Origin of the sequence: Sediminibacillus albus, from assembly GCF_900101125.1 — a bacterium.
Classification (GTDB): Bacteria; Bacillota; Bacilli; order Bacillales; family Amphibacillaceae; genus Sediminibacillus; species Sediminibacillus albus.
The window spans coordinates 466,550-485,587 of record NZ_FNFL01000001.1; the positions used below are offsets into that span (position 1 = coordinate 466,550).

Annotated in this window: 15 protein-coding genes; 1 reads left to right on the forward strand and 14 read right to left on the reverse strand. The window is 43.1% G+C overall.

All coding sequences use genetic code 11. The annotated features are described in order from the left end of the window. Positions 1 to 176: 176 nt before the first annotated feature. Positions 177 to 2,822 (reverse strand): calcium-translocating P-type ATPase, SERCA-type, encoded by a 2,646-nt coding sequence (locus BLR93_RS02425; RefSeq protein WP_093210853.1) that lies wholly within the window; start codon positions 2,820 to 2,822, stop codon positions 177 to 179. A gap of 90 nt (positions 2,823 to 2,912) precedes the next feature. On the opposite strand from BLR93_RS02425, the gene BLR93_RS02430 reads away from it, so the two are divergent. Continuing rightward, positions 2,913 to 4,628, forward strand: a complete 1,716-nt coding sequence (locus BLR93_RS02430; RefSeq protein WP_093210855.1) for an Rqc2 family fibronectin-binding protein — start codon at positions 2,913 to 2,915, stop codon at positions 4,626 to 4,628. A 104-nt stretch (positions 4,629 to 4,732) separates the two neighbouring features. On the opposite strand, the gene BLR93_RS02435 is transcribed toward BLR93_RS02430, so the two are convergent. From BLR93_RS02435 to lspA, 13 genes are all read right to left on the reverse strand, one after another. Then, a complete protein-coding gene (locus BLR93_RS02435; RefSeq protein ID WP_093210857.1) occupies positions 4,733 to 5,158 on the reverse strand; it encodes a hypothetical protein in 426 nt (141 codons plus the stop codon). Positions 5,159 to 5,720: 562 nt separating this feature from the next. After that, a complete protein-coding gene (gene pyrE, locus BLR93_RS02440; protein ID WP_093210859.1) occupies positions 5,721 to 6,347 on the reverse strand; it encodes an orotate phosphoribosyltransferase in 627 nt (208 codons plus the stop codon). Further along, complete coding sequence (gene pyrF, locus BLR93_RS02445; RefSeq protein WP_093210861.1) at positions 6,331 to 7,041, reverse strand: orotidine-5'-phosphate decarboxylase; 711 nt, start codon at positions 7,039 to 7,041, stop codon at positions 6,331 to 6,333. The genes pyrE and pyrF overlap by 17 nt, the downstream gene beginning before the upstream one ends. Then, on the reverse strand, positions 7,019 to 7,948 hold the full coding sequence (locus BLR93_RS02450) for a dihydroorotate dehydrogenase (RefSeq protein ID WP_093212306.1): 930 nt from the start codon (positions 7,946 to 7,948) through the stop codon (positions 7,019 to 7,021). Before BLR93_RS02450 ends, pyrF begins: the two co-directional genes overlap by 23 nt. Further along, positions 7,948 to 8,727 (reverse strand): dihydroorotate dehydrogenase electron transfer subunit, encoded by a 780-nt coding sequence (locus tag BLR93_RS02455; RefSeq protein ID WP_093210863.1) that lies wholly within the window; start codon positions 8,725 to 8,727, stop codon positions 7,948 to 7,950. The genes BLR93_RS02450 and BLR93_RS02455 overlap by 1 nt, the downstream gene beginning before the upstream one ends. Next, positions 8,720 to 11,923: a carbamoyl-phosphate synthase large subunit gene (carB, locus tag BLR93_RS02460; protein ID WP_093210865.1), complete on the reverse strand. Its 3,204-nt coding sequence runs from the start codon at positions 11,921 to 11,923 to the stop codon at positions 8,720 to 8,722. Before carB ends, BLR93_RS02455 begins: the two co-directional genes overlap by 8 nt. Next, positions 11,902 to 13,017, reverse strand: coding sequence for a carbamoyl phosphate synthase small subunit (locus BLR93_RS02465; protein ID WP_093210867.1), 1,116 nt, complete (start codon positions 13,015 to 13,017; stop codon positions 11,902 to 11,904). The genes carB and BLR93_RS02465 overlap by 22 nt, the downstream gene beginning before the upstream one ends. Then, a complete protein-coding gene (locus BLR93_RS02470) occupies positions 12,992 to 14,293 on the reverse strand; it encodes a dihydroorotase (protein WP_093210869.1) in 1,302 nt (433 codons plus the stop codon). The genes BLR93_RS02465 and BLR93_RS02470 overlap by 26 nt, the downstream gene beginning before the upstream one ends. Next, positions 14,250 to 15,182, reverse strand: coding sequence for an aspartate carbamoyltransferase catalytic subunit (locus BLR93_RS02475; RefSeq protein WP_093210871.1), 933 nt, complete (start codon positions 15,180 to 15,182; stop codon positions 14,250 to 14,252). Before BLR93_RS02475 ends, BLR93_RS02470 begins: the two co-directional genes overlap by 44 nt. A gap of 89 nt (positions 15,183 to 15,271) precedes the next feature. After that, entirely contained in the window at positions 15,272 to 16,639 is a 1,368-nt protein-coding gene (locus tag BLR93_RS02480) for a uracil-xanthine permease family protein (protein ID WP_093210873.1), read from the reverse strand. Between the two features lie 170 nt (positions 16,640 to 16,809). Beyond that, complete coding sequence (gene pyrR / locus BLR93_RS02485; RefSeq protein WP_093210875.1) at positions 16,810 to 17,352, reverse strand: bifunctional pyr operon transcriptional regulator/uracil phosphoribosyltransferase PyrR; 543 nt, start codon at positions 17,350 to 17,352, stop codon at positions 16,810 to 16,812. Between the two features lie 189 nt (positions 17,353 to 17,541). Beyond that, a complete protein-coding gene (locus BLR93_RS02490; protein WP_093210877.1) occupies positions 17,542 to 18,447 on the reverse strand; it encodes an RluA family pseudouridine synthase in 906 nt (301 codons plus the stop codon). Next, positions 18,444 to 18,911 carry a signal peptidase II gene (gene lspA, locus BLR93_RS02495; RefSeq protein ID WP_093210879.1) on the reverse strand — a complete coding sequence of 156 codons (468 nt, stop codon included), beginning with the start codon at positions 18,909 to 18,911 and terminating at the stop codon, positions 18,444 to 18,446. Before lspA ends, BLR93_RS02490 begins: the two co-directional genes overlap by 4 nt. Positions 18,912 to 19,038 lie beyond the last annotated feature (127 nt).

Consider the following 19,038-nt stretch of genomic DNA (forward strand, 5'->3'; position numbering starts at 1 on the left):
GTTTCCCTCTTTAAAGCTTTAATTACCAGTGTTAAAGAAAAGTTTACCACCTTTATCATAACAAAAAATAATTTAGATGCCTATTTAGACAGCAGCTGAATGATGATGAGAAAACGTTTTAAACAGTTGCCAGACTAAAAAAGGCCCAATAGCAGCTAATGCGGGCCTTTTTATCATTATTTTTTTGTAAAGCCAAATAAAACGGTTGGTATCGCCGCAAGAGCCAAAATAAAAGTCCAATCTTTGAATTGCAAATCCGTTGTATGGAAAACTTCCTGGAGCGGCTCGAAATATAAAACCACTAATAAGAGCAGGACGGATGAAATGACAGCAGCTACTAAATAAAGGTTTTGAAACGGGTTTCTAGAAAAAACGGATTTTTCCGAGCGGCAGTCGAACACATGGATAAGCTGTGCCATTACCAGCGTAGTAAAAGCGACGGTTTGCGCGTAACGGAGCTGGTCAGGATCTCCTTGATAAGCTGTCACAAAAGCTGCCAGTGTCACTAGGCCAATCATTAAGCCTCTACTTACTATTTTAAACCCTAGCCCTCTAGAGAAAATACCTTCCTTAGGGCTTCTCGGCTTTCTTTTCATAACATCCTGTTCTGCCTGGTCAAGTCCTAAAGCCATTGCCGGCAGACCGTCAGTGACCAAATTGACCCATAATATTTGAACGGGGATCAGCGGCAGCGGTAATGCCAGCAGCATGGCAAACAGCATAACCAGAATTTCTCCTACATTGGAAGCAAGCAAATAACGAATAAACTTTCTTATGTTTTCATAAATATTTCTGCCTTCTTTTATCGCTGACTTAATCGTTGCAAAATTGTCATCAAGCAAAACTAGGGAAGATGCCTCTTTTGCCACATCTGTACCGCTGTTTCCCATACTGATGCCAATATCACTTGCCTTAATTGCAGGAGCATCATTCACACCATCGCCTGTCATTGCTACGATATGGCCTTTTCTTTGAAAGGCTTTAACAATTTTTAGTTTGTGTTCCGGGGTAACGCGAGCAAACACATAGACATCCTCGATCATATTACTTAACTGTTCTTCCGTCATATTGCTAAGCTGATGTCCTTCCAAGACCTGTCCGTCTTTTGGCATCAGGTTCAGATCTTTTGCAATAGCTTGGGCAGTGATGGAATGGTCACCTGTAATCATCACGGTTTTTATCCCGGCACTTCTGCATTCAGCAATCGCTGTCTTCACTTCTTTTCTTGGCGGATCGATCATGCCTGTGATACCTAGAAAAGTTAAATCCTTTTCAAGGAAAAAATCGTCAGGAACAGCCCCCGATGGTACTGCTTTAATACCAATAGCAATTGTCCGCAGCGCATTTCCGGCCATTCGGTTAATTGCCTGTTCGATCTGTTTTTGGTCATTTGCTTTCATTGCTCTTCTCTCATGATCGACTAAAAAGGTTGTTCTTGATAATAATACGTCAGGCGCTCCTTTAGTAATTGCAAACCGGTTTTTATTTTTATCTTCTACTAGTACAGTCATCCGTTTTCTATCAGAGTCAAAGGGTATTTCTTTGATGATTTTAAACTGATTTGTTTCGGCTGTAGTTATCCCGGCTTTTCGTGCGGCAACCAGTATAGCCCCTTCGGTAGGATCACCATCGACTAACCATCTGCCTTTTTTCTGTTCAAGTGAAGCGTGGTTGCACAATGCGCCGTATAATAACATAGCTTTCAGGTTGTCAGGGACAATTTCCTGACCCCCTTGGAAGAAGGAGCCTTTCGTATCATATCCTTCACCAGTAACGGAAAAAGCAGCTGATGGTGTATAGATCTCTTTTACAGTCATTTGGTTTTCAGTCATTGTCCCTGTCTTGTCAGAGCAAATAACCGAGGCACTGCCAAGAGTCTCAACCGCTGACAACTTTCTTACAATCGCTTTTCTTTTAATCATCCTTTGAACGCCAAGCGACAATGCTACAGTAACAATCGCAGGGAGTCCTTCAGGAATGGCAGCTACCGCAAGAGAAACTCCGGCCAAAAACATCTGATAGAGGGGATGCCCTTGATATACACCAACCAACACAACAAACAAGGTCAATAACAATGCGATGATAATCAGCAGTTTGCCTAGCTCTGCCAGCTTTTTTTCCAGAGGAGTTGCCATATGGTCGGTTTTGACCAGAAGCGATGCAATTTGCCCCATAGCGGTATTCATACCTGTTCCTACTACTATCCCTTCACCGCTGCCTCTACTTGCTAAAGTTCCCATAAAAACCATATTCTTTTGATCCTGTGCTTCCAAATGCTCCTGTTGCAGCGGTAAAGCATGTTTTGCTACTGGCAAAGATTCTCCTGTTAATGCAGACTCTTCCATTTCCAAGCTGCTAACCTTGCTAAGTCTTATATCTGCTGGCACTCTATCACCGCTGGAAATTTTGATAATATCTCCAGCCACCACCTCTTTGGAAGGGATCTTCATCCATTGGCCTTCCCTTTTCACATGGGCAAGCGGGGCGGACAGTTCTTTTAATTTCGCGAGAGATTTCTCTGCTTTCTGTTCCTGGAAAAAACCGATCAAACCATTAATTAACACAATGACCATAATAGCAATAGCGTCAATATACTCTCCTAATAAGCCTGACACAAGAGTTGCAGCCAATAAAATCAATACCATGAAATCTTGGAATTGCTTTAAAAATACCAGCCATAAAGAAGTGTGTTTTTCATCTTCTAATACATTCGCTCCAAATCTCTTTCTTCTATTGTCAGCTTCTTGTAATGTCATCCCCTGTTTCGGATTTACACCAAGCTTTTGCTCGACTTCTTCTGTCTTCAAATGGTACCATCTCACAATAGCATTCCTCCAAGTCCATTTCTATCTGTTGTATATCTATTCAGACTCGTCCAAAAAAATGCTATAATTACGAAACGAGGTGATCCCATGGCATTTGACGGTATAGTCACCCGAGCTGCCGTACATGAACTTAATCAGGAATTGGCAGCAGGTCGGCTACTTAAAATTTACCAACCAACAGAAACGGAACTGATTTTTACAATTAGAAGCCAAGGATCTAATAAATCTTTACTTCTATCCGCCCATCCAAGTTATGCGCGCTTTCATCTAACCAATGATACCTATCATAATCCGAAAACTCCCCCAATGTTTTGTATGTTGTTAAGAAAACATTTAGTTGGCGGCTTTGTGGAAGAAATAACACAGCATGAAAATGAACGAATCGCTATGTTTCATATCAGGGGAAAAAATGAAATCGGAGATGAAACAGAAAAAACGTTGATCATAGAAGTGATGGGTAAACACAGCAACATTTTATTAGTCGATAAGGAAAAGGGATATATCCAGGATAGTATCAAACACGTTCCTCCTGCTCAAAACCGCTATCGGACGATTCTGCCAGGGAACGAATATATACTGCCGCCTGATCAAGGGAAAACAAATCCTTTCTCCATTGATCCTGAAGGGTTTATTACCAAACTTGACTTTAACGCGGGAAAACTTGACAAACAAATTGTCGATAAATTCATGGGTTTTTCTCCATTGATTGCTAAAGAACTTGTCCATAAAGCCAGGCTTGGCACGAGTGATACCTATAAAGACACTTTTGCCAACCTCCAATCTGAACTGCTGGATCACAAGTATGATCCAGTAATTTTCACTGGCGGTAAAGAGGACTTCTATGTAATGGGGCTGTCTTCGAAGTCAGAGGATAGCCACAGGTATTCATCGATCAGCAAGATGCTGGACACTTATTATTCTGGCAAGGCGGAACGTGATCGGGTCAAGCAGCAGGCGGGCGATTTGCTTCGCTTTTTGAAAAACGAGCGTGATAAAAATATCCGCAAAATTAAAAAACATCAACAAACGTTAAAAAAAGCAGAAAAGGCTGATCACTACCAGCGTATGGGCGAGCTTCTTACAGCAAATATGCATACAGTCAAGCACGGAGACCAAAATGTACGGGTAGTTGATTACTATGATCCGAACCAGCAGGAAATCACCATCGAGTTAAATCCTAATAAAACACCGAGCGAAAATGCCCAGAGCTTTTTTAAGACTTATCAAAAATTAAAGAAATCAAAACAGATTGTTGTTGAAGAAATAACGAAAGCTGAACAGGAAATTAATTATTTAGATGAACTGATTCAGCAGATTGCTGGCGCAAGAGAAAAGGATATCGAAGAAATCCGGCAGGAATTAAGAGAAGAAGGCTATCTGAAAGCTAAATCGACTCACAAGAAAAAGAATAAACAGCCAAACAAGCCCGAGCCTGAACCGTTTTATGCTTCAGACGGCACGTTGATTTTTGTAGGCAAAAACAATAAACAAAATGAATACTTGACAAACCGTTTGGCTGCTCGCGATGACATATGGCTCCATACCAAAGATATACCTGGATCACACGTTGTTATCAGGGATAGAAATCCAAGCGAGCAAACGTTGCTAGAAGCAGCTCAGTTAGCTGCCAATTTCAGCAAGTCAAAAAACTCTTCTTCTGTTCCAGTTGATTATACACTTATCCGTCATGTTAAAAAGCCTAATGGAGCAAAACCCGGCTTTGTAACATATGATCATCAAAAAACATTGTTTGTTACACCGGAAGCTGCTGCTGTAGAAAAGCTAAAACAAAAACCGGAGTAATTACCCCCTTAGGATGCCAAACCATGCGACTGAGGAGATATTATATTTCGTAAATAAAAGGAGCAGCCCTTCGGACTGCTCCTTTTCACATGTTTTATTTTTGCTTAATGCGGTTGGTTGTAAGACTGGTTTCCGGAACCATTTCCATTAACTAATTCTTCTTTCGCATCTTTAACTTTGCTTCCTACTTCCTTTGCAGTAGAAACAGCTTCCTGTGTATCTGCTTGCACGTCTTTCATTTCCTCCCGCAAATCGCCATTTGCTTTACTGTATAATTCTTGAACACTATTTGCTGCATCTTTTAATACTTCGGATGCCGATTTAATTCTTTCCATCAATTGATCTTTGGTTTCACTTGGATTTTCCTTTACATCATTAGCAAGACTGGATACGGAATCTTTCATTCCACTGACATTATTCTTTACATTTGATCTTGTGTTAGAGTTAAGCATAGCAATTGCTGCACCAGCTAGTGCACCAGCCGCCATTCCTACAACTAATTTACTTCCGCCTTGTTGCTGCGTTTCCATATTTGTCACTCCCTTTGTTATTCTGGATAGTTTTTATCAAATAATTATCTTTACATAATTACTTGTACCACCTTCTCGGGACGACTAAACAAATAAATGAATAAATGGATCGGGACTCATGCTGTTTCCACTGGAGTCTATGTATTCTGCCTGCGCTGATACGGCTGTTCTCACTTTCTTGCATGATGACCGCGATCTCAAGTAAACCATAAGCATCTGTGTACTGCTGAAAACAGTACACTGACTTTCAGTGGAGGAAATCCACGGAGACTCCTGCGGGAGGAAAGGCCTCGGTGAGACCCGCAGAGCGCAAGCTCGAGGAGGCTCACCAACCGCCCGCGGAAAGCGTAGTGTATTTCCGCAGCGCCGTACTAGCGCTTATCCAATACTATCAAGAAAATTACCTACTGTTACATCGCCATTTATATCCACTGCGTATTCAATCGAATGCTTGAAGATAGCCTGGTGAAACTTCATATGCTATTATCGTTCGGTTTTTGCAAGTGGAGGTATGTTATGTCCCAACCTCTCGTACCTGAATTACCATTGAGTCTGTGTTTTTCTACAAAGGAGCAGTAAATCCGTTCCGCCATTCAAGCAAGCTGTGTTTCTCCTGTGCAGTTATTTTCTGAGTTTCTGCCAACATGCCGACGAGAATATCAAAGTTCGTTATCGTATGTAAAGCGAGTCCTTGCGAATCGAAATTTTGTGTAGCTTGCGGGAGTCCATAGCTGAATATAGCAGCCACTCCCAGGACGATGAATCCTTCGTCTTGCAAAGCCTGAGCAGCTTGAAGTGATGAACCACCGGTAGATATTAAATCTTCAATTACGATCACTCGCCGGCCAGGTGTAATTTGCCCTTCTATTTGATTTCCTTTTCCATGGGCTTTAGGTTTTGATCTTACATAAACCATTGGTAAATCCAATTGGCCGGCAAGCCAGGCTGCATGCGGAATCCCTGCTGTTGCACAGCCCGCGATAACGTCTGGCTGCTCCTCCATCGTTTCGACTAGTTGTTTGAACGCCGAGCTGATTCTCTTTCTTATTTCCGGATAAGACATCGTTAAACGGTTATCACAATAAATCGGTGATTTAATTCCTGAAGTCCAGGTAAATGGATCGTTCGGACTGATTTTGACGGCTCCGATGCTTAATAAGTCGTTAGCAATTTCATAGTGGCTGGACATTGTCCCACTCCTTCATAACGTTGATATATGCTGCTGCAGGGTCAGCAGCTGCGGTCACACTGCGCCCTATAACAATGGCATCTGAACCTAATTCTTTTGCCTGTTGTGGATGGGCTGTTCTTTGTTGATCCTGTTTACTGTCTTTTTCCAAGCGGATACCGGGGGTTATGGCATAAAAAGCAGAGCCGCATTGCTGCTTGATGATCGGCACCTCAAGCGGTGAACAAACCACGCCATCTGCACCGTTTTGTTTAGCAAGCCTTGCCAGGTGAATAGCAGTGGCTTCGACTGGCTCTTTGATCAATGATTCTGATGCAAAAGTTCTATCATCCATGGATGTTAAAACAGTAACTGCCAGCAATTTTGTCTGATTCCCGCCCGCACCTCCCTCTCCTAACCCTTGTTTCGCTGCCTGGATCATCTTACTTCCGCCTAAAGCATGGACGTTCGTCACATCAACACCTAGATGACTGAGGTTTTTCATAGCTTTATAGACAGTGGTTGGTATGTCATGCAATTTTAAATCCAAAAATATAGCATGATCGTTTTCTTTCAATTTATAAATGATTTCCGGACCTTCTCTGTAGAATAATTCCATCCCTACTTTGACCGGAACGCCTTGGAAATTATTCTGATAAATAAAACGTTCTGTTTCCTGCCAATTTGGAAAATCAAGAGCGAGAAATACCGGCATGCTCCATCCCCCCTCCAATCGCTTCCTCTACTGATGAAAAGCCGTATTGCTGCAAAACACCAGGCAGATCATTGATAATATTAATACAAGCGAGCGGATTCTGGAAATTGGCCGTACCAATTGCTACAGCACTCGCGCCTGCTAATAAAAACTCAAGTACATCTTCTGCAGTCGTGATTCCCCCCATTCCAATGATGGGTATGGCGACTTGTTTTTTTACTTCATATATCATTCGAACAGCGATCGGCTTAATAGCTGGTCCAGACAACCCACCCGTTTTATTAGCGATTGTCGGACTTCTGTCAGGCAGATTGATTTGCATTCCAGTAATCGTATTAATCATTGATAAACCATCGGCCCCGGCCGTCTCAACAGCTTTAGCCATTGCTGTAATATCTGTGACATTAGGGGAAAGTTTGATATAAACCGGCTTCATCACTGCGTCTTTAACCTGAGCAGTAACCTCCGCAGCCAGCGCAGGATCTATTCCAAATTGGATCCCGCCCTCTTTTACATTTGGACAGGAGATATTCAATTCAAGCGCTGCGACTAATTCCGAATCTGCTAACATTTTTGCCACATATACATATTCTTCAATACTGCTTCCTGCTACATTTGCAATCACCGGAGTATTGAACTGTGATAAATACGGCAATTCCTTTTCAATGATTGCCTTTACACCTGGATTTTGCAGACCGATGGCATTAAGCATTCCTGCAGCTGTTTCTGCTACTCTCGGTGTCTGGTTTCCTGCTCTTGCTTGTTTTGTTGCCGCCTTGATAATAATAGCGCCAAGCTTGTTGAGATCGTACAAGTCACCGAATTCCCTCCCAAACCCAAAACAACCTGAAGCTGGCATGATGGGATTGTCCAAGGCCAGACCCGGCAGGCTCGTTTGCAGAGAAATCACAGAACCACCTCTTTCGCTGGAAATACAGGACCATCTTTACAAATCTTTTTTAAACTGCCGTCTCCCGCGGTGGAAGGAATGACACAAGCGTAACAAGCTCCGATACCACAGCCCATCCGCTGCTCTACTGAGATATAGCCTTGTTTATCAGCAAGTCGGCTTGAAACAGCCCGGAGCATACCAGCAGGACCACATGTAAAGAAATAATCAAAGTCATTGGTAACCTTGCTAAGATGTTCGGTTACAAGCCCTTTTTCTCCGAAGCTGCCATCATCAGTCACCATTATCGTTTCTCCGAGTTTGTTAAACTGCTGTTGGTAGAATACGTGCGCTTTCGTTTGGAAACCGAGAACCGAATAAATGTTGACCCCTTTTTCTTTCAAAACTTTTCCAAGGTAGTACAACGGTGGAACCCCGATTCCTCCGCCGATTAACAAGGCGCGTTCCATTTGTAATTCTTCAATCGGATAGCCAGTTCCGCATGGAATTAACACATCAAGCTCACTGCCCTCTCTCCATTGGCTTAAATGTTTGGTTCCCTCACCGGTAATTTTAAAAATAATAATGACTTTCCCGCTTTTATCGACATCGGCTACCGATATTGGCCGTCTCAGCATATGGGCGGACCCGTCTCCGACTTTAATGTGGAGAAATTGGCCAGGCTGGATGACAGATATATCTGCCATTCCTGAGGTTGTGCTTGCCTGTAACACCATTTCCACTGTCTCTTCTGCAATCTCATTTATCCTGGTTACCGTTAAAAGTTGTCTATTCATCTATTACGACCTTTCTTCTAGCTACCGGACTGGCGTTAAATGTAGTGGAGTCAATTACATTTAAGATAGCCACCGCTGTATCCAGGCTAGTTAAACATGCGATGCCGTGTTCGACAGCTTCCCTTCTGATCAAAAAGCCATCAGACCGGGGCTGCTGCCCTGAAGTCAATGTATTAATAACTACTTGCGCTTTACCGCCTTCAATAATCGATAGAACCGTCTCTCCTTCTGAACCGATTTTTCCAACCTTCTGGACAGGAATACCAGCATCTAAGATATATTCTCCTGTGCCTTCTGTTGCGTATAGCTGGAAACCGAGTTCGTTGAACCTTTCAGCTATCGCCAGCATTTCTTCTTTATCTTTATCGGCCACTGTCAAAAGAACTGCGCCTTCTTGGGGTACAGATAACCCGGAAGCGATCAGTCCTTTATAAAGAGCTTTCTCCAACGTTTTATCTCTTCCGATAGCCTCGCCAGTAGATTTCATTTCCGGGCCAAGAATGGTATCTACACTGCGCAGCTTCTCAAAAGAAAAGACGGGAACCTTGACGGAAACTTGCGGTTGTTCATGCATGACTCCACTTGCATAGCCGTTGTCAGCCAGAGATTCGCCCATCATACAGCGGGTAGCTAGAGCGGCCATCGGCACACCAGTTATTTTGCTTAAAAATGGTATAGTTCTGCTTGCCCGGGGATTCACTTCTAAAACATAGACTTCTTGCTCATGGACAACGAACTGGATATTAATTAAACCTTTCACCTGGAGTCTTGCAGCTATTTTCATGGTGATGTTTACACATTTTTGTTTTATCGTTTCTGAAATACGCTGAGGAGGATAAACAGCAATCGAGTCTCCGGAATGGACTCCCGCCCTTTCAATGTGCTCCATCATCCCTGGAATAACTGTTGTTTCTCCATCACTTATAGCGTCAACCTCCAATTCAATACCTGTTAAATACTTGTCGATAAGGACAGGATGGGTATGTTTGATATGGCTGCTTTTTTGTAAATATGCTGATAGTTCCTCTTGGTTATAAACAATCTCCATCTGGCTGCCTCCGATTACATAGGAAGGTCTGACAAGGACCGGATAACCGATTTGTTCAGCAGCGTTAATAGCTTGGTCAAGCTGGCGTACACTTTTTCCCTTTGGCTGTAAAATATCGAGTTCTTCCAAGAGTTGTTCAAACTTATCCCTGTTCTCGGCTGTATCTATTGCTTCAAGAGAAGTTCCCAAAATATGGACCCCTCTTCTTTTCAGCCCTTCCGCCAAATTGATGGCCGTCTGCCCGCCAAATTGCACAACTACTCCGACAGGCTGCTCCAATTCGATGACATGCATGACATCTTCCAATGTGAGGGGTTCAAAATATAATTTGTCGGAAACACTAAAATCGGTAGATACTGTTTCCGGATTACTGTTCATAATAATTGCTTCATAGCCAGTTTCCTTTAAAGAAAGAACGGAGTGGACGGTAGCATAATCAAATTCAATCCCCTGCCCAATTCGGATGGGACCAGACCCAATTACGAGCACTTTATTTCGTTCAGATCGGACGGATTCGTTTTCATCTTCATACGTGCTGTAAAAATAAGGCGTTTCTGATTCAAATTCGGCGGCACATGTATCCACCATTTTATAAACAGGCTGAATGGCAGCTTGTTTCCGCATCTGGTAAATAGTATCTATATCCGACTTCCATAACCGAGCGATTTGCACGTCAGAAAAACCGGCATTTTTGGCTTCCTTCAGTTTTTCCAGATCATTTTCATGAGCAGAAAGCACCATTTCCAATTCAATAATTTTTTTAATTTTTACTAAGAAATAAGGATCAATACGGGTTAGTTGAAATAATTCTTCTGCCGTACAGCCGCGCCGCATCGCCTCTGCTAAAATAAAAATCCGTTCATCATCCGGTTTTTCTAAACGCACGAGCAGCTGTTCCAATGAAAGCTTAGTTAATTTTTCCATCCACAGCTCCTCAGCCCCTATATCAAGTGATCTAACCCCTTTAAGCAAGGATTCCTCAAACGTGCGCCCGACAGCCATCACTTCTCCGGTAGCTTTCATTTGTGTGCCAAGCTGGCGGTTGCCATTGGCGAACTTATCAAATGGAAAGCGCGGCAGCTTCGTTACCACATAATCAAGAGCCGGCTCATAGCAAGCATAGGTATTTCCCGTAATCGGATTAATGATTTCATCCAAAGTCAGCCCGATGGCTATTTTTGCTGCCAGCTTAGCGATCGGATAACCTGTTGCTTTTGAAGCTAAGGCCGATGACCGGCTCACGCGTGGATTAACCTCGATAATATAGTACTGAAAGCTGTCAGGATCTAAGGCGAGCTGTACATTACAGCCGCCTTCTATTTCCAATTCCCGGATAATTTTCAGTGAGGCATTCCTCAACAGCTGATACTCTCTGTCGCTCAGTGTCTGGGAAGGAGCTGTTACAATGGAATCACCTGTATGAATACCGACAGGGTCTACATTTTCCATGTTACATACGACGATTGCCTGGTCATTTTTATCCCGCATAACTTCATATTCAATTTCTTTGTAACCAGAAATATTTTTCTCAATCAGGCATTGGGTTACAGGGGATAGAGCTAATCCATTTCTTGTTATCTCGATTAGCTCTTCTTGTTGATAACACATTCCGCCACCAGTGCCGCCAAGTGTATAAGCTGGCCGGACAATTAACGGAAAACCAATTTCCTCCGCAAAACTTAATGCTTGGTCGACCGTTGTCACAATTCTACTTTCCGGTACCGGCTCCCCAAGTTCATTCATCAAATTCCTGAATATCTCTCTGTCTTCAGCTTTTTGAATCGCTTCGAGTGACGTGCCAAGCAGTTCTACATCATATTCTGCCAGAATACCGGTCTTTTCCAAAGCTACAGCCATGTTAAGTCCCGTCTGCCCGCCCAAGGTAGGAAGAATGGCGTCTGGCATTTCCTTCCGTATGATTTTTATTAAAAACTCCGGAGTCAAAGGTTCCATGTAAACAATGTCGGCAACTGTATCATCGGTCATAATTGTTGCAGGATTGGAGTTTGCCAGGATCACTTGATAGCCTTCCTCTTTTAATGACTGACAGGCTTGTGTGCCTGAATAATCAAATTCAGCTGCCTGGCCGATAACAATTGGACCGGAACCGATTACTAGAATTCGTTTTATATCTGAACGCTTTGGCATATAGCATCCTCCTTTAAAGCTGATTGATGAATGGTTATGTTCGAAAGAAACTGATCGAAAAGCTGATAAGTGTCTTCAGGCCCTGGCGAGCTTTCGGGATGGTACTGGACAGAAAAAGCTGGATATACCCGGTGCTTAATTCCTTCCACTGTTTGATCATTTAAGGCAATTTGCGTAAGCATTAAGCCGGTATTTGCCAGCGACGACTTGGTAACTGTATAGCCATGGTTCTGGGAAGTCATCACCGTTTTATTAGTAGCTAAATCTTTGACAGGATGGTTGGCTCCTCTGTGGCCAAAGCGAAGCTTCTCCGTATCGGCGCCACAAGCTAAAGCCAGTAATTGGTGTCCGAGACAAATACCGAACACAGGTATTTTATCAACAATATTACGAATCATTTCGATTGCCTCTCCAACATGTTTTGGATCACCAGGCCCGTTGGAAAGCATGACTCCTTCCGGCTTTAATCTCATAATACTCTCGGCAGAATAATGATAGGGAACGACAGTAACATGGCAATTCCTTTTTGTTAGTTCTCTTAAAATGCCATGTTTCATGCCAAAATCCACCAAAACGATTCTTCTGCCCCGTCCTGGTACAACGTAAGGTTTTACTGTAGATACCAACTCTACTTGATTGTTGACAGGCTTCTGTTGGTTTAATAGGTCGATGATAGCTTCCACAGAATATTCTGCAGATGTAATCATTCCGCTCATCGTTCCGTGTCTTCGAATGATCCTTGTAAGTTTTCTCGTATCAATTCCTGCCAATCCAGGTATATCATTTGCTTTTAGAAAGCTGTCCAACGATTCTTCTGAACGGTAATTAGACGGGAAATCACAAACCTCTTTGACTATTAATCCATTGATTGAAGGGGTGATGGTTTCAAAGTCGTCCCGATTGATTCCATAATTGCCGATAAGCGGGTATGTCATTGTAACAATCTGGCCGCAATAGGATGGATCTGATAATATTTCCTGATAACCTGTCATCCCCGTATTAAAAACAACTTCACCACTAATCTCCCGGTCACTTCCGAATCCTGAACCTATAAATCTAGTGCCATCCTCAAGCACGAGCTGCCGTTTTTGCATGTGAATCCTCCTCGTAAATGATTTTTCCGGACGCGATCGTTGCCACCGGCTTTCCAACTACTTTCCAGCCCTGAAACGGTGTGTTTTTTCCTTTTGAGAAAAATTGCCTTTTGTCTATCGACCATTGCTTCTCCAAATCCAGAACAACCAGGTCTGCATTCCCACCTGCTTCCAATTTCCCATATGGTAAGTGAAATACTTTGGCAGGTTTAACAGTCAACCAGTCAATCAGCTGCTTTAACGTCACTTTATTTGTCTTTACCAGGTTCGTGTATAAAAGCGCAAAAGCTGTTTCTAACCCGACAATACCAAACGGTGCTTTCAGTAATCCAAGTGCTTTTTCCTGTTCTGTGTGTGGTGCATGATCGGTTGCGATAAAATCAATCGTCCCATCCAAAAGTCCTTCCAGTAACGCCTGTTGATCCTGTTGCGAACGAAGCGGAGGGTTCATTTTATAATTTGCATCTCGCTCTACTATCTTGTCCTCATTAAGTATCAGATGATGTGGAGTTACCTCCGCAGTTACACGGATACCTGCTTTTTTGGCGTCCCTGATCACCCTAACCGATTCTTTTGTGCTTACATGGCAGACATGGTAATGGCAGGACGACGCTTCTGCTAACAGCACGTCTCTAGCAATTTGTACGGATTCACATACAGACGGTATCCCCGGAACTCCAAGCTCTTTGCTAGTATCTCCCTCGTGCAGCACACCACCATGGATTAAAGTGTTCTCTTCGCAATGTGCAACAATCGGCATATCAATCGCTGCTGCCCGTTGCATAGCTTGGAGCATCAAATCTGCAGACTGAATACCAACCCCATCATCCGTAAAAGCAAAGGCACCTGCTGCTTTTAAAGCTTCGAAATCTGTTAATTTATCTCCAAGCAGTCTCTCCGTAATGGAAGCATACGGCAATACTCTTACATGGGCTGCAGCCTTTATTTTTGCCAGTAATTGATTGAGTGTGGCAGTACTGTCGGGGACTGGCCGAGTATTTGGCATTGCACAAACAGTTGTAAACCCACCTGCAGCGGCTGACCGTGTCCCCGTTTCAATTGTCTCTTTGGCTTCCCCGCCTGGCTCACGCAGATGAATATGAACGTCGACAAATCCTGGCGTTATCAGCTTATGGTTACAGTCAATCACTTTCCCTTCCGGATGGCTGATCTTTTCCGAAACCTCCAGGATCTTTCTGCCTTCGATCACAACCTCGCATGGCTTCCATTGATTATCTGCTGCTAACTGCTTCCCGTTGATTAAAGTGATTTTCATCTATGATCCCCCTGTCTGTTAATAAGCGTTTCATAACCGCCATTCTGGCATAGACACCATTTTCCATTTGTTTAAAAATACGAGATCGGCTGCATTCTACTAATTCATCAGCAATTTCCACTCCCCGGTTAACTGGGGCCGGATGCAAAATGATTGCATGCCGCTTCATTCGTTGCTCCCTGGCTTTTGTCAATCCATAAGCAGACAAGTAATGTTGCTTGCCATACGCAACACCGCCTTCGTGCCTCTCGTGTTGAATTCTTAACAACATGACAATATCACACGTTTCCACTGCTTCATCTATCGTTATATAAGGATAATCAAGTTGGTTATCCTGCCAATCTGGCGGAGAAGTAAGGTAAACTTCAGCGCCAAGTGTTTGTAAAGCCAAAGCATTGGACCTTGCCACACGGCTGTGCTTGATATCTCCGGCAATAGCAATTTTTAATCCTGTAAACTTGTTGAACTCCTGATAAATGGTAAGTAAATCGAGCAGGCACTGTGTTGGATGCTCTCCTTTGCCATCTCCTGCATTAATGACAGGGATTGATACATGTGCTGCTATTTGATTGGCTATATTTTCCTGGTTATGCCGTATCACCAACATAGATGCACCTATTGCTTCAAAAGTTTTTGCAGTATCGTAAATACTCTCTCCTTTTTGTAGGCTTGAAGTTTCCCCTGCAAAGTCAAGGGGGTCAATTCCCAGTTTTCTTTGTGCAATAGTAAAACTCATCTTTGTTCTCGTACTAGGTTCAAAAAATAAGTTTCCGGCGAATAACTGTTTGTGTATCGGGGAAACACCATTTTCTTTAATAGCATCAGCTTCCTTGATCAATCGTAAAATTTCATGCTCTGAAATATTCTTCATAGACAAAAAATGCTCCAATGCCGCTCCTCCTTTTTAAGCAGGGACTGTCCCTTCCGTTACATTGAAAGAACAGTCCCGTTTTAGACAGTTTTTAGACAGTTGGCCAATCAATCCGCCGTTTGTTGGCTGTCGCTAAACATATTTCCATTTCCATATCCTTTTTCTTTTCCTGGCAATATGAGGTTGAGCAATACGCCGATAATAGCCGACAAGGCCATACCTGCTATTTGCAAATCATCGGTTACTTGGATAAATGCCCCTCCGATACCGATTACCAGGATTACAGAAGAAATAATTAAGTTACGCTTGTCTCCTAAATCTATATTATTATCCACCAGCATTCTTAAACCGCTGGAGGCAATGATACCAAAGAGAAGTATCGAGACACCGCCCATAACTGCTGATGGAATTGATCCAATTAGGGCTGTGATAATACCTATGAATCCAAATAAAACCGCTAGTACAGCAGCGCCTCCGATGACAAAGACACTAAACACCCGAGTGATTGCAAGAACGCCAATATTTTCGCCATATGTTGTGTTTGGCGGTCCGCCAAGGAGTGATGCAATCACAGTAGCTGCCCCATCTCCCATAATGGAACGATGTAAACCAGGCTGTTTAATAAAGTTACGGCCGACAACCTTGGAAAGTACCATTTGATCTCCTGTATGCTCTGCGATTGTTACGAGAGCTACCGGGACCATGGCAAAGACAATCTGCCAGCTGATCACAGCGAATGGTGAGTAATCAACGAAAGGTATGACAAAACCGGGATTTTGAAACAAAGCCCCCAAAAATGCTCCGACAGATCCTGCAGAGGTCAATTCCGCCCATTCGGCGGAAATCCCTGTTGTATCCACAATTCCTTGAAATAAGGCAAAAAGATATCCGCCGATGATTCCAGTCAATATCGGAATCAGTCCGAAAAAACCTTTAAAAAACATGGTGGCCAGGATGGTTATTGCCAATGTAACCAGGGCGACTGACAGATGTGTACCGCTATAAACCTGTTCATCAAGACCTGGAAGGTACATGGCCATCTCTATAGCAGTAGTAGCGAGGCTGAGACCAATAACGATAATAACCGGACCGACTACGATTGGCGGAAGAATTCTCATCAGCCAATTAAGGCCAGAAGTTCTAATCAATACAGCAACAAGGCCGTACACCAAACCGGCAAGAAAGCTTCCAATCATTGCTCCAGGTATTCCGCTCGCTTCGCTGACTGCCGTTAATGGATAGATGAACGCAAAGCTTGAACCCAGATATGCAGGAACTTTTCCTTTTGTTATCAGTAAATATGCAAGCGTACCTATCCCGCTTGATACAAGCGCCACCGCCGGCGACAGCCCGGTTAGAAAAGGGACTAATATAGTTGCGCCAAACATGGCGAATAAATGCTGTAAGCTTAAGGTAATCCATTTCGGTATTTTTGGGATGTCTTGTACATCCATTACTATCTCTTTGTTGTTCATGCTCATTTCCCCCTTGAATGTTTGCGAAAATTTATTCTGCCTGTTGCTTTTAGTGGACAAAAAAGCCTCTTTGCGCAAAGTCGCAAAGAGGCAGACGCGTAGAAATACACACGTATCCTTAGCGACCTTGCAAGCCTCTCTGGACTCAATTAAAGGTCTTTCTTTTTTATTTATTTTTCATATATGCTAACTTGATCCTGACGGTCTGTCTCATCCAGCTCGACAACAATAACTTCTTCCTGCGAGGTAGGAATGTTTTTGCCGATAAAATCGGCCCGGATAGGAAGTTCTCTATGGCCTCTGTCCACCAAAACGGCCAATTGGATTTGTGCTGGCCTTCCTTGATCAACAATTGCATCCATAGCCGCCCTTACTGTACGCCCAGTGAATAACACATCATCAACCAGGACAATGGTTTTCCCAGTGATATCTTCGAGAATCTTTGTTTCTTTCAGCTCCGGTTCGTTATGTTCATGCTGGATCGAAAGGTCATCACGATATAAGGTGATATCCAATTCACCAATCGGTATATCCACCCCTTCAATCTGGGAGATCTTTTCACGCAGCCGCTCTGCCAACGGAATTCCCCGTGTCTTTATCCCTACAAGAATCAATCCTTCGACGCCTTTATTCTTCTCAAGGATTTCGTGGGCAATTCTGGTCATTGATCGGCGAATTGCAGAATCATCCAGCAATGTTGCCTTTTTGTTCATACCGTTTCCCCTCTCATCTCAATAAAAAATCCCTTCTCTCGCAAGGAAAGAAGGGATTTGGACATACTTAGAGCATATAAATCATCCGATCCTTTCCAGCCTCACGGGACTGTTTTAAAGGGTTGTATTTTTTTAGCCAGTTCATTTATCTACCAATAATTATTCCAAAGAAACGGTGCCATGTCAACATCATTTTTCTAATTTCACTAAAATATCCTGTAATTCTGCAGGAAGCTCTGCCTCAAACTCCAGCCATTCTCTTGTTTGGGGATGTTCAAAACCTAGGACTGCTGCATGCAGTGCTTGTCCTTGGATATCGAGAGTTTTTCTTGGTCCATATTTAGGATCGCCTGCCAATGGGTGGCCAATATACATCATATGAACCCTGATTTGATGTGTCCGGCCTGTATCCAATACACATTCTACATGGGTATAGCTTCCAAACCGGTTCACCACTTGGAAATGAGTGACTGCATGTTTGCCGTCACGAACAACCGCTTGCTTCTGTCTGTCTTTTGGGTCTCTTCCCAAAGGTGCATCTATGGTCCCGTACTCGTGTTGAATGTCCCCATGGACAATTGCCTGGTATTTTCTTGTTATCGTTTTGTCCTTTAACTGGTCAGCGAGTGAAACATGAGCCTGGTCGTTTTTCGCCACAACCAGCAATCCGCTCGTATCTTTATCGATTCGATGGACGATGCCTGGACGGATGACTCCATTAATGCCAGAAAGATCGTCGCAATGGTATAACAATGCATTAACCAAAGTCCCGGAATAATGCCCTGCGGAAGGATGGACAACCATTCCCTTAGGTTTGTTAACCACCAAAAGGCTGCTGTCTTCATAAACGATTTGAATAGGTATATTTTCCGGTTCAACTTGCAGGTCTTCCGGATCGGGAACTTCCCAGGATATTTTTTCTCCAGCCTGGCATTTATGGTTGCTTTTTATCGTTTCTCCATTCACAAAGACTAAATCATCTTTTATCCAGCCTTGTACCTGTGATCTGGAGGCTTCTTTATTGATTTCTGCCAGCAATTTATCGATCCTCATGCCGTTTTGCTCTTGTAGTACGATATGACTTGTTTTCGTCATTCTGTGGATCTTCCTTTCCGTTTCTCATCAATAAACATAGCCGCTAATAATAATATAACCCCGCATACAAGCGAAGAATCAGCTATATTGAAAATAGGATAATCATAGCTGCCAATATAAACATCAAAGAAATCGACCACTTCTTTCCGGAACAAACGGTCAATAAAATTACCTACAGCTCCGCCTAAAATTAGGCCTAACGACCACCCTGCCAGCCTGTCAGCCTTCGCAAGCGTGTTGATGTAATAGATTATAACTATGACAACAATCAAGGTAACAATGTAAAAGAACCACATTTGTCCTTCAAGTATTCCCCAAGCAGCGCCTTTATTCCGGTGGGAAGTAATATAGAAAAAATCATTGATTACAGGTATTTGTTCTCCAATATCCATCGTTTTAGCGATCCACCATTTAGAGATTTGGTCGACTATGACGATAATAACTGCAAGTATATAATATAGCACGTAACTTCCCCCGTTCTTAAACTGTCTATGTACCACTAAAGTTTACCACAAAAAATAGGCAGATAGAAAATTTATTCCTATAAAAAAGCCAGCAGCCCTGCGCTCTAAGCATGATTGGCTGCTGGTT

Excerpts from the sequence above, each read along its gene's own strand:
- BLR93_RS02435 (WP_093210857.1), bottom strand. The coding sequence starts at position 5,158 with ATGGAAACGCAGCAACAAGGCGGAAGTAAATTAGTTGTAGGAATGGCG.
- BLR93_RS02490 (WP_093210877.1), bottom strand. The coding sequence starts at position 18,447 with ATGACGAAAACAAGTCATATCGTACTACAAGAGCAAAACGGCATGAGG.
- pyrF (WP_093210861.1), bottom strand. The coding sequence starts at position 7,041 with ATGCCGGTATTTCTCGCTCTTGATTTTCCAAATTGGCAGGAAACAGAA.
- carB (WP_093210865.1), bottom strand. The coding sequence starts at position 11,923 with ATGCCAAAGCGTTCAGATATAAAACGAATTCTAGTAATCGGTTCCGGT.
- pyrE (WP_093210859.1), bottom strand. The coding sequence starts at position 6,347 with ATGTCCAGCCACTATGAAATTGCTAACGACTTATTAAGCATCGGAGCC.
- BLR93_RS02430 (WP_093210855.1), top strand. The coding sequence starts at position 2,913 with ATGGCATTTGACGGTATAGTCACCCGAGCTGCCGTACATGAACTTAAT.
- BLR93_RS02465 (WP_093210867.1), bottom strand. The coding sequence starts at position 13,017 with ATGCAAAAACGGCAGCTCGTGCTTGAGGATGGCACTAGATTTATAGGT.
- BLR93_RS02455 (WP_093210863.1), bottom strand. The coding sequence starts at position 8,727 with ATGAATAGACAACTTTTAACGGTAACCAGGATAAATGAGATTGCAGAA.
- pyrR (WP_093210875.1), bottom strand. The coding sequence starts at position 17,352 with ATGAACAAAAAGGCAACATTGCTGGATGATTCTGCAATTCGCCGATCA.
- BLR93_RS02470 (WP_093210869.1), bottom strand. The coding sequence starts at position 14,293 with ATGAAAATCACTTTAATCAACGGGAAGCAGTTAGCAGCAGATAATCAA.
- BLR93_RS02480 (WP_093210873.1), bottom strand. The coding sequence starts at position 16,639 with ATGAACAACAAAGAGATAGTAATGGATGTACAAGACATCCCAAAAATA.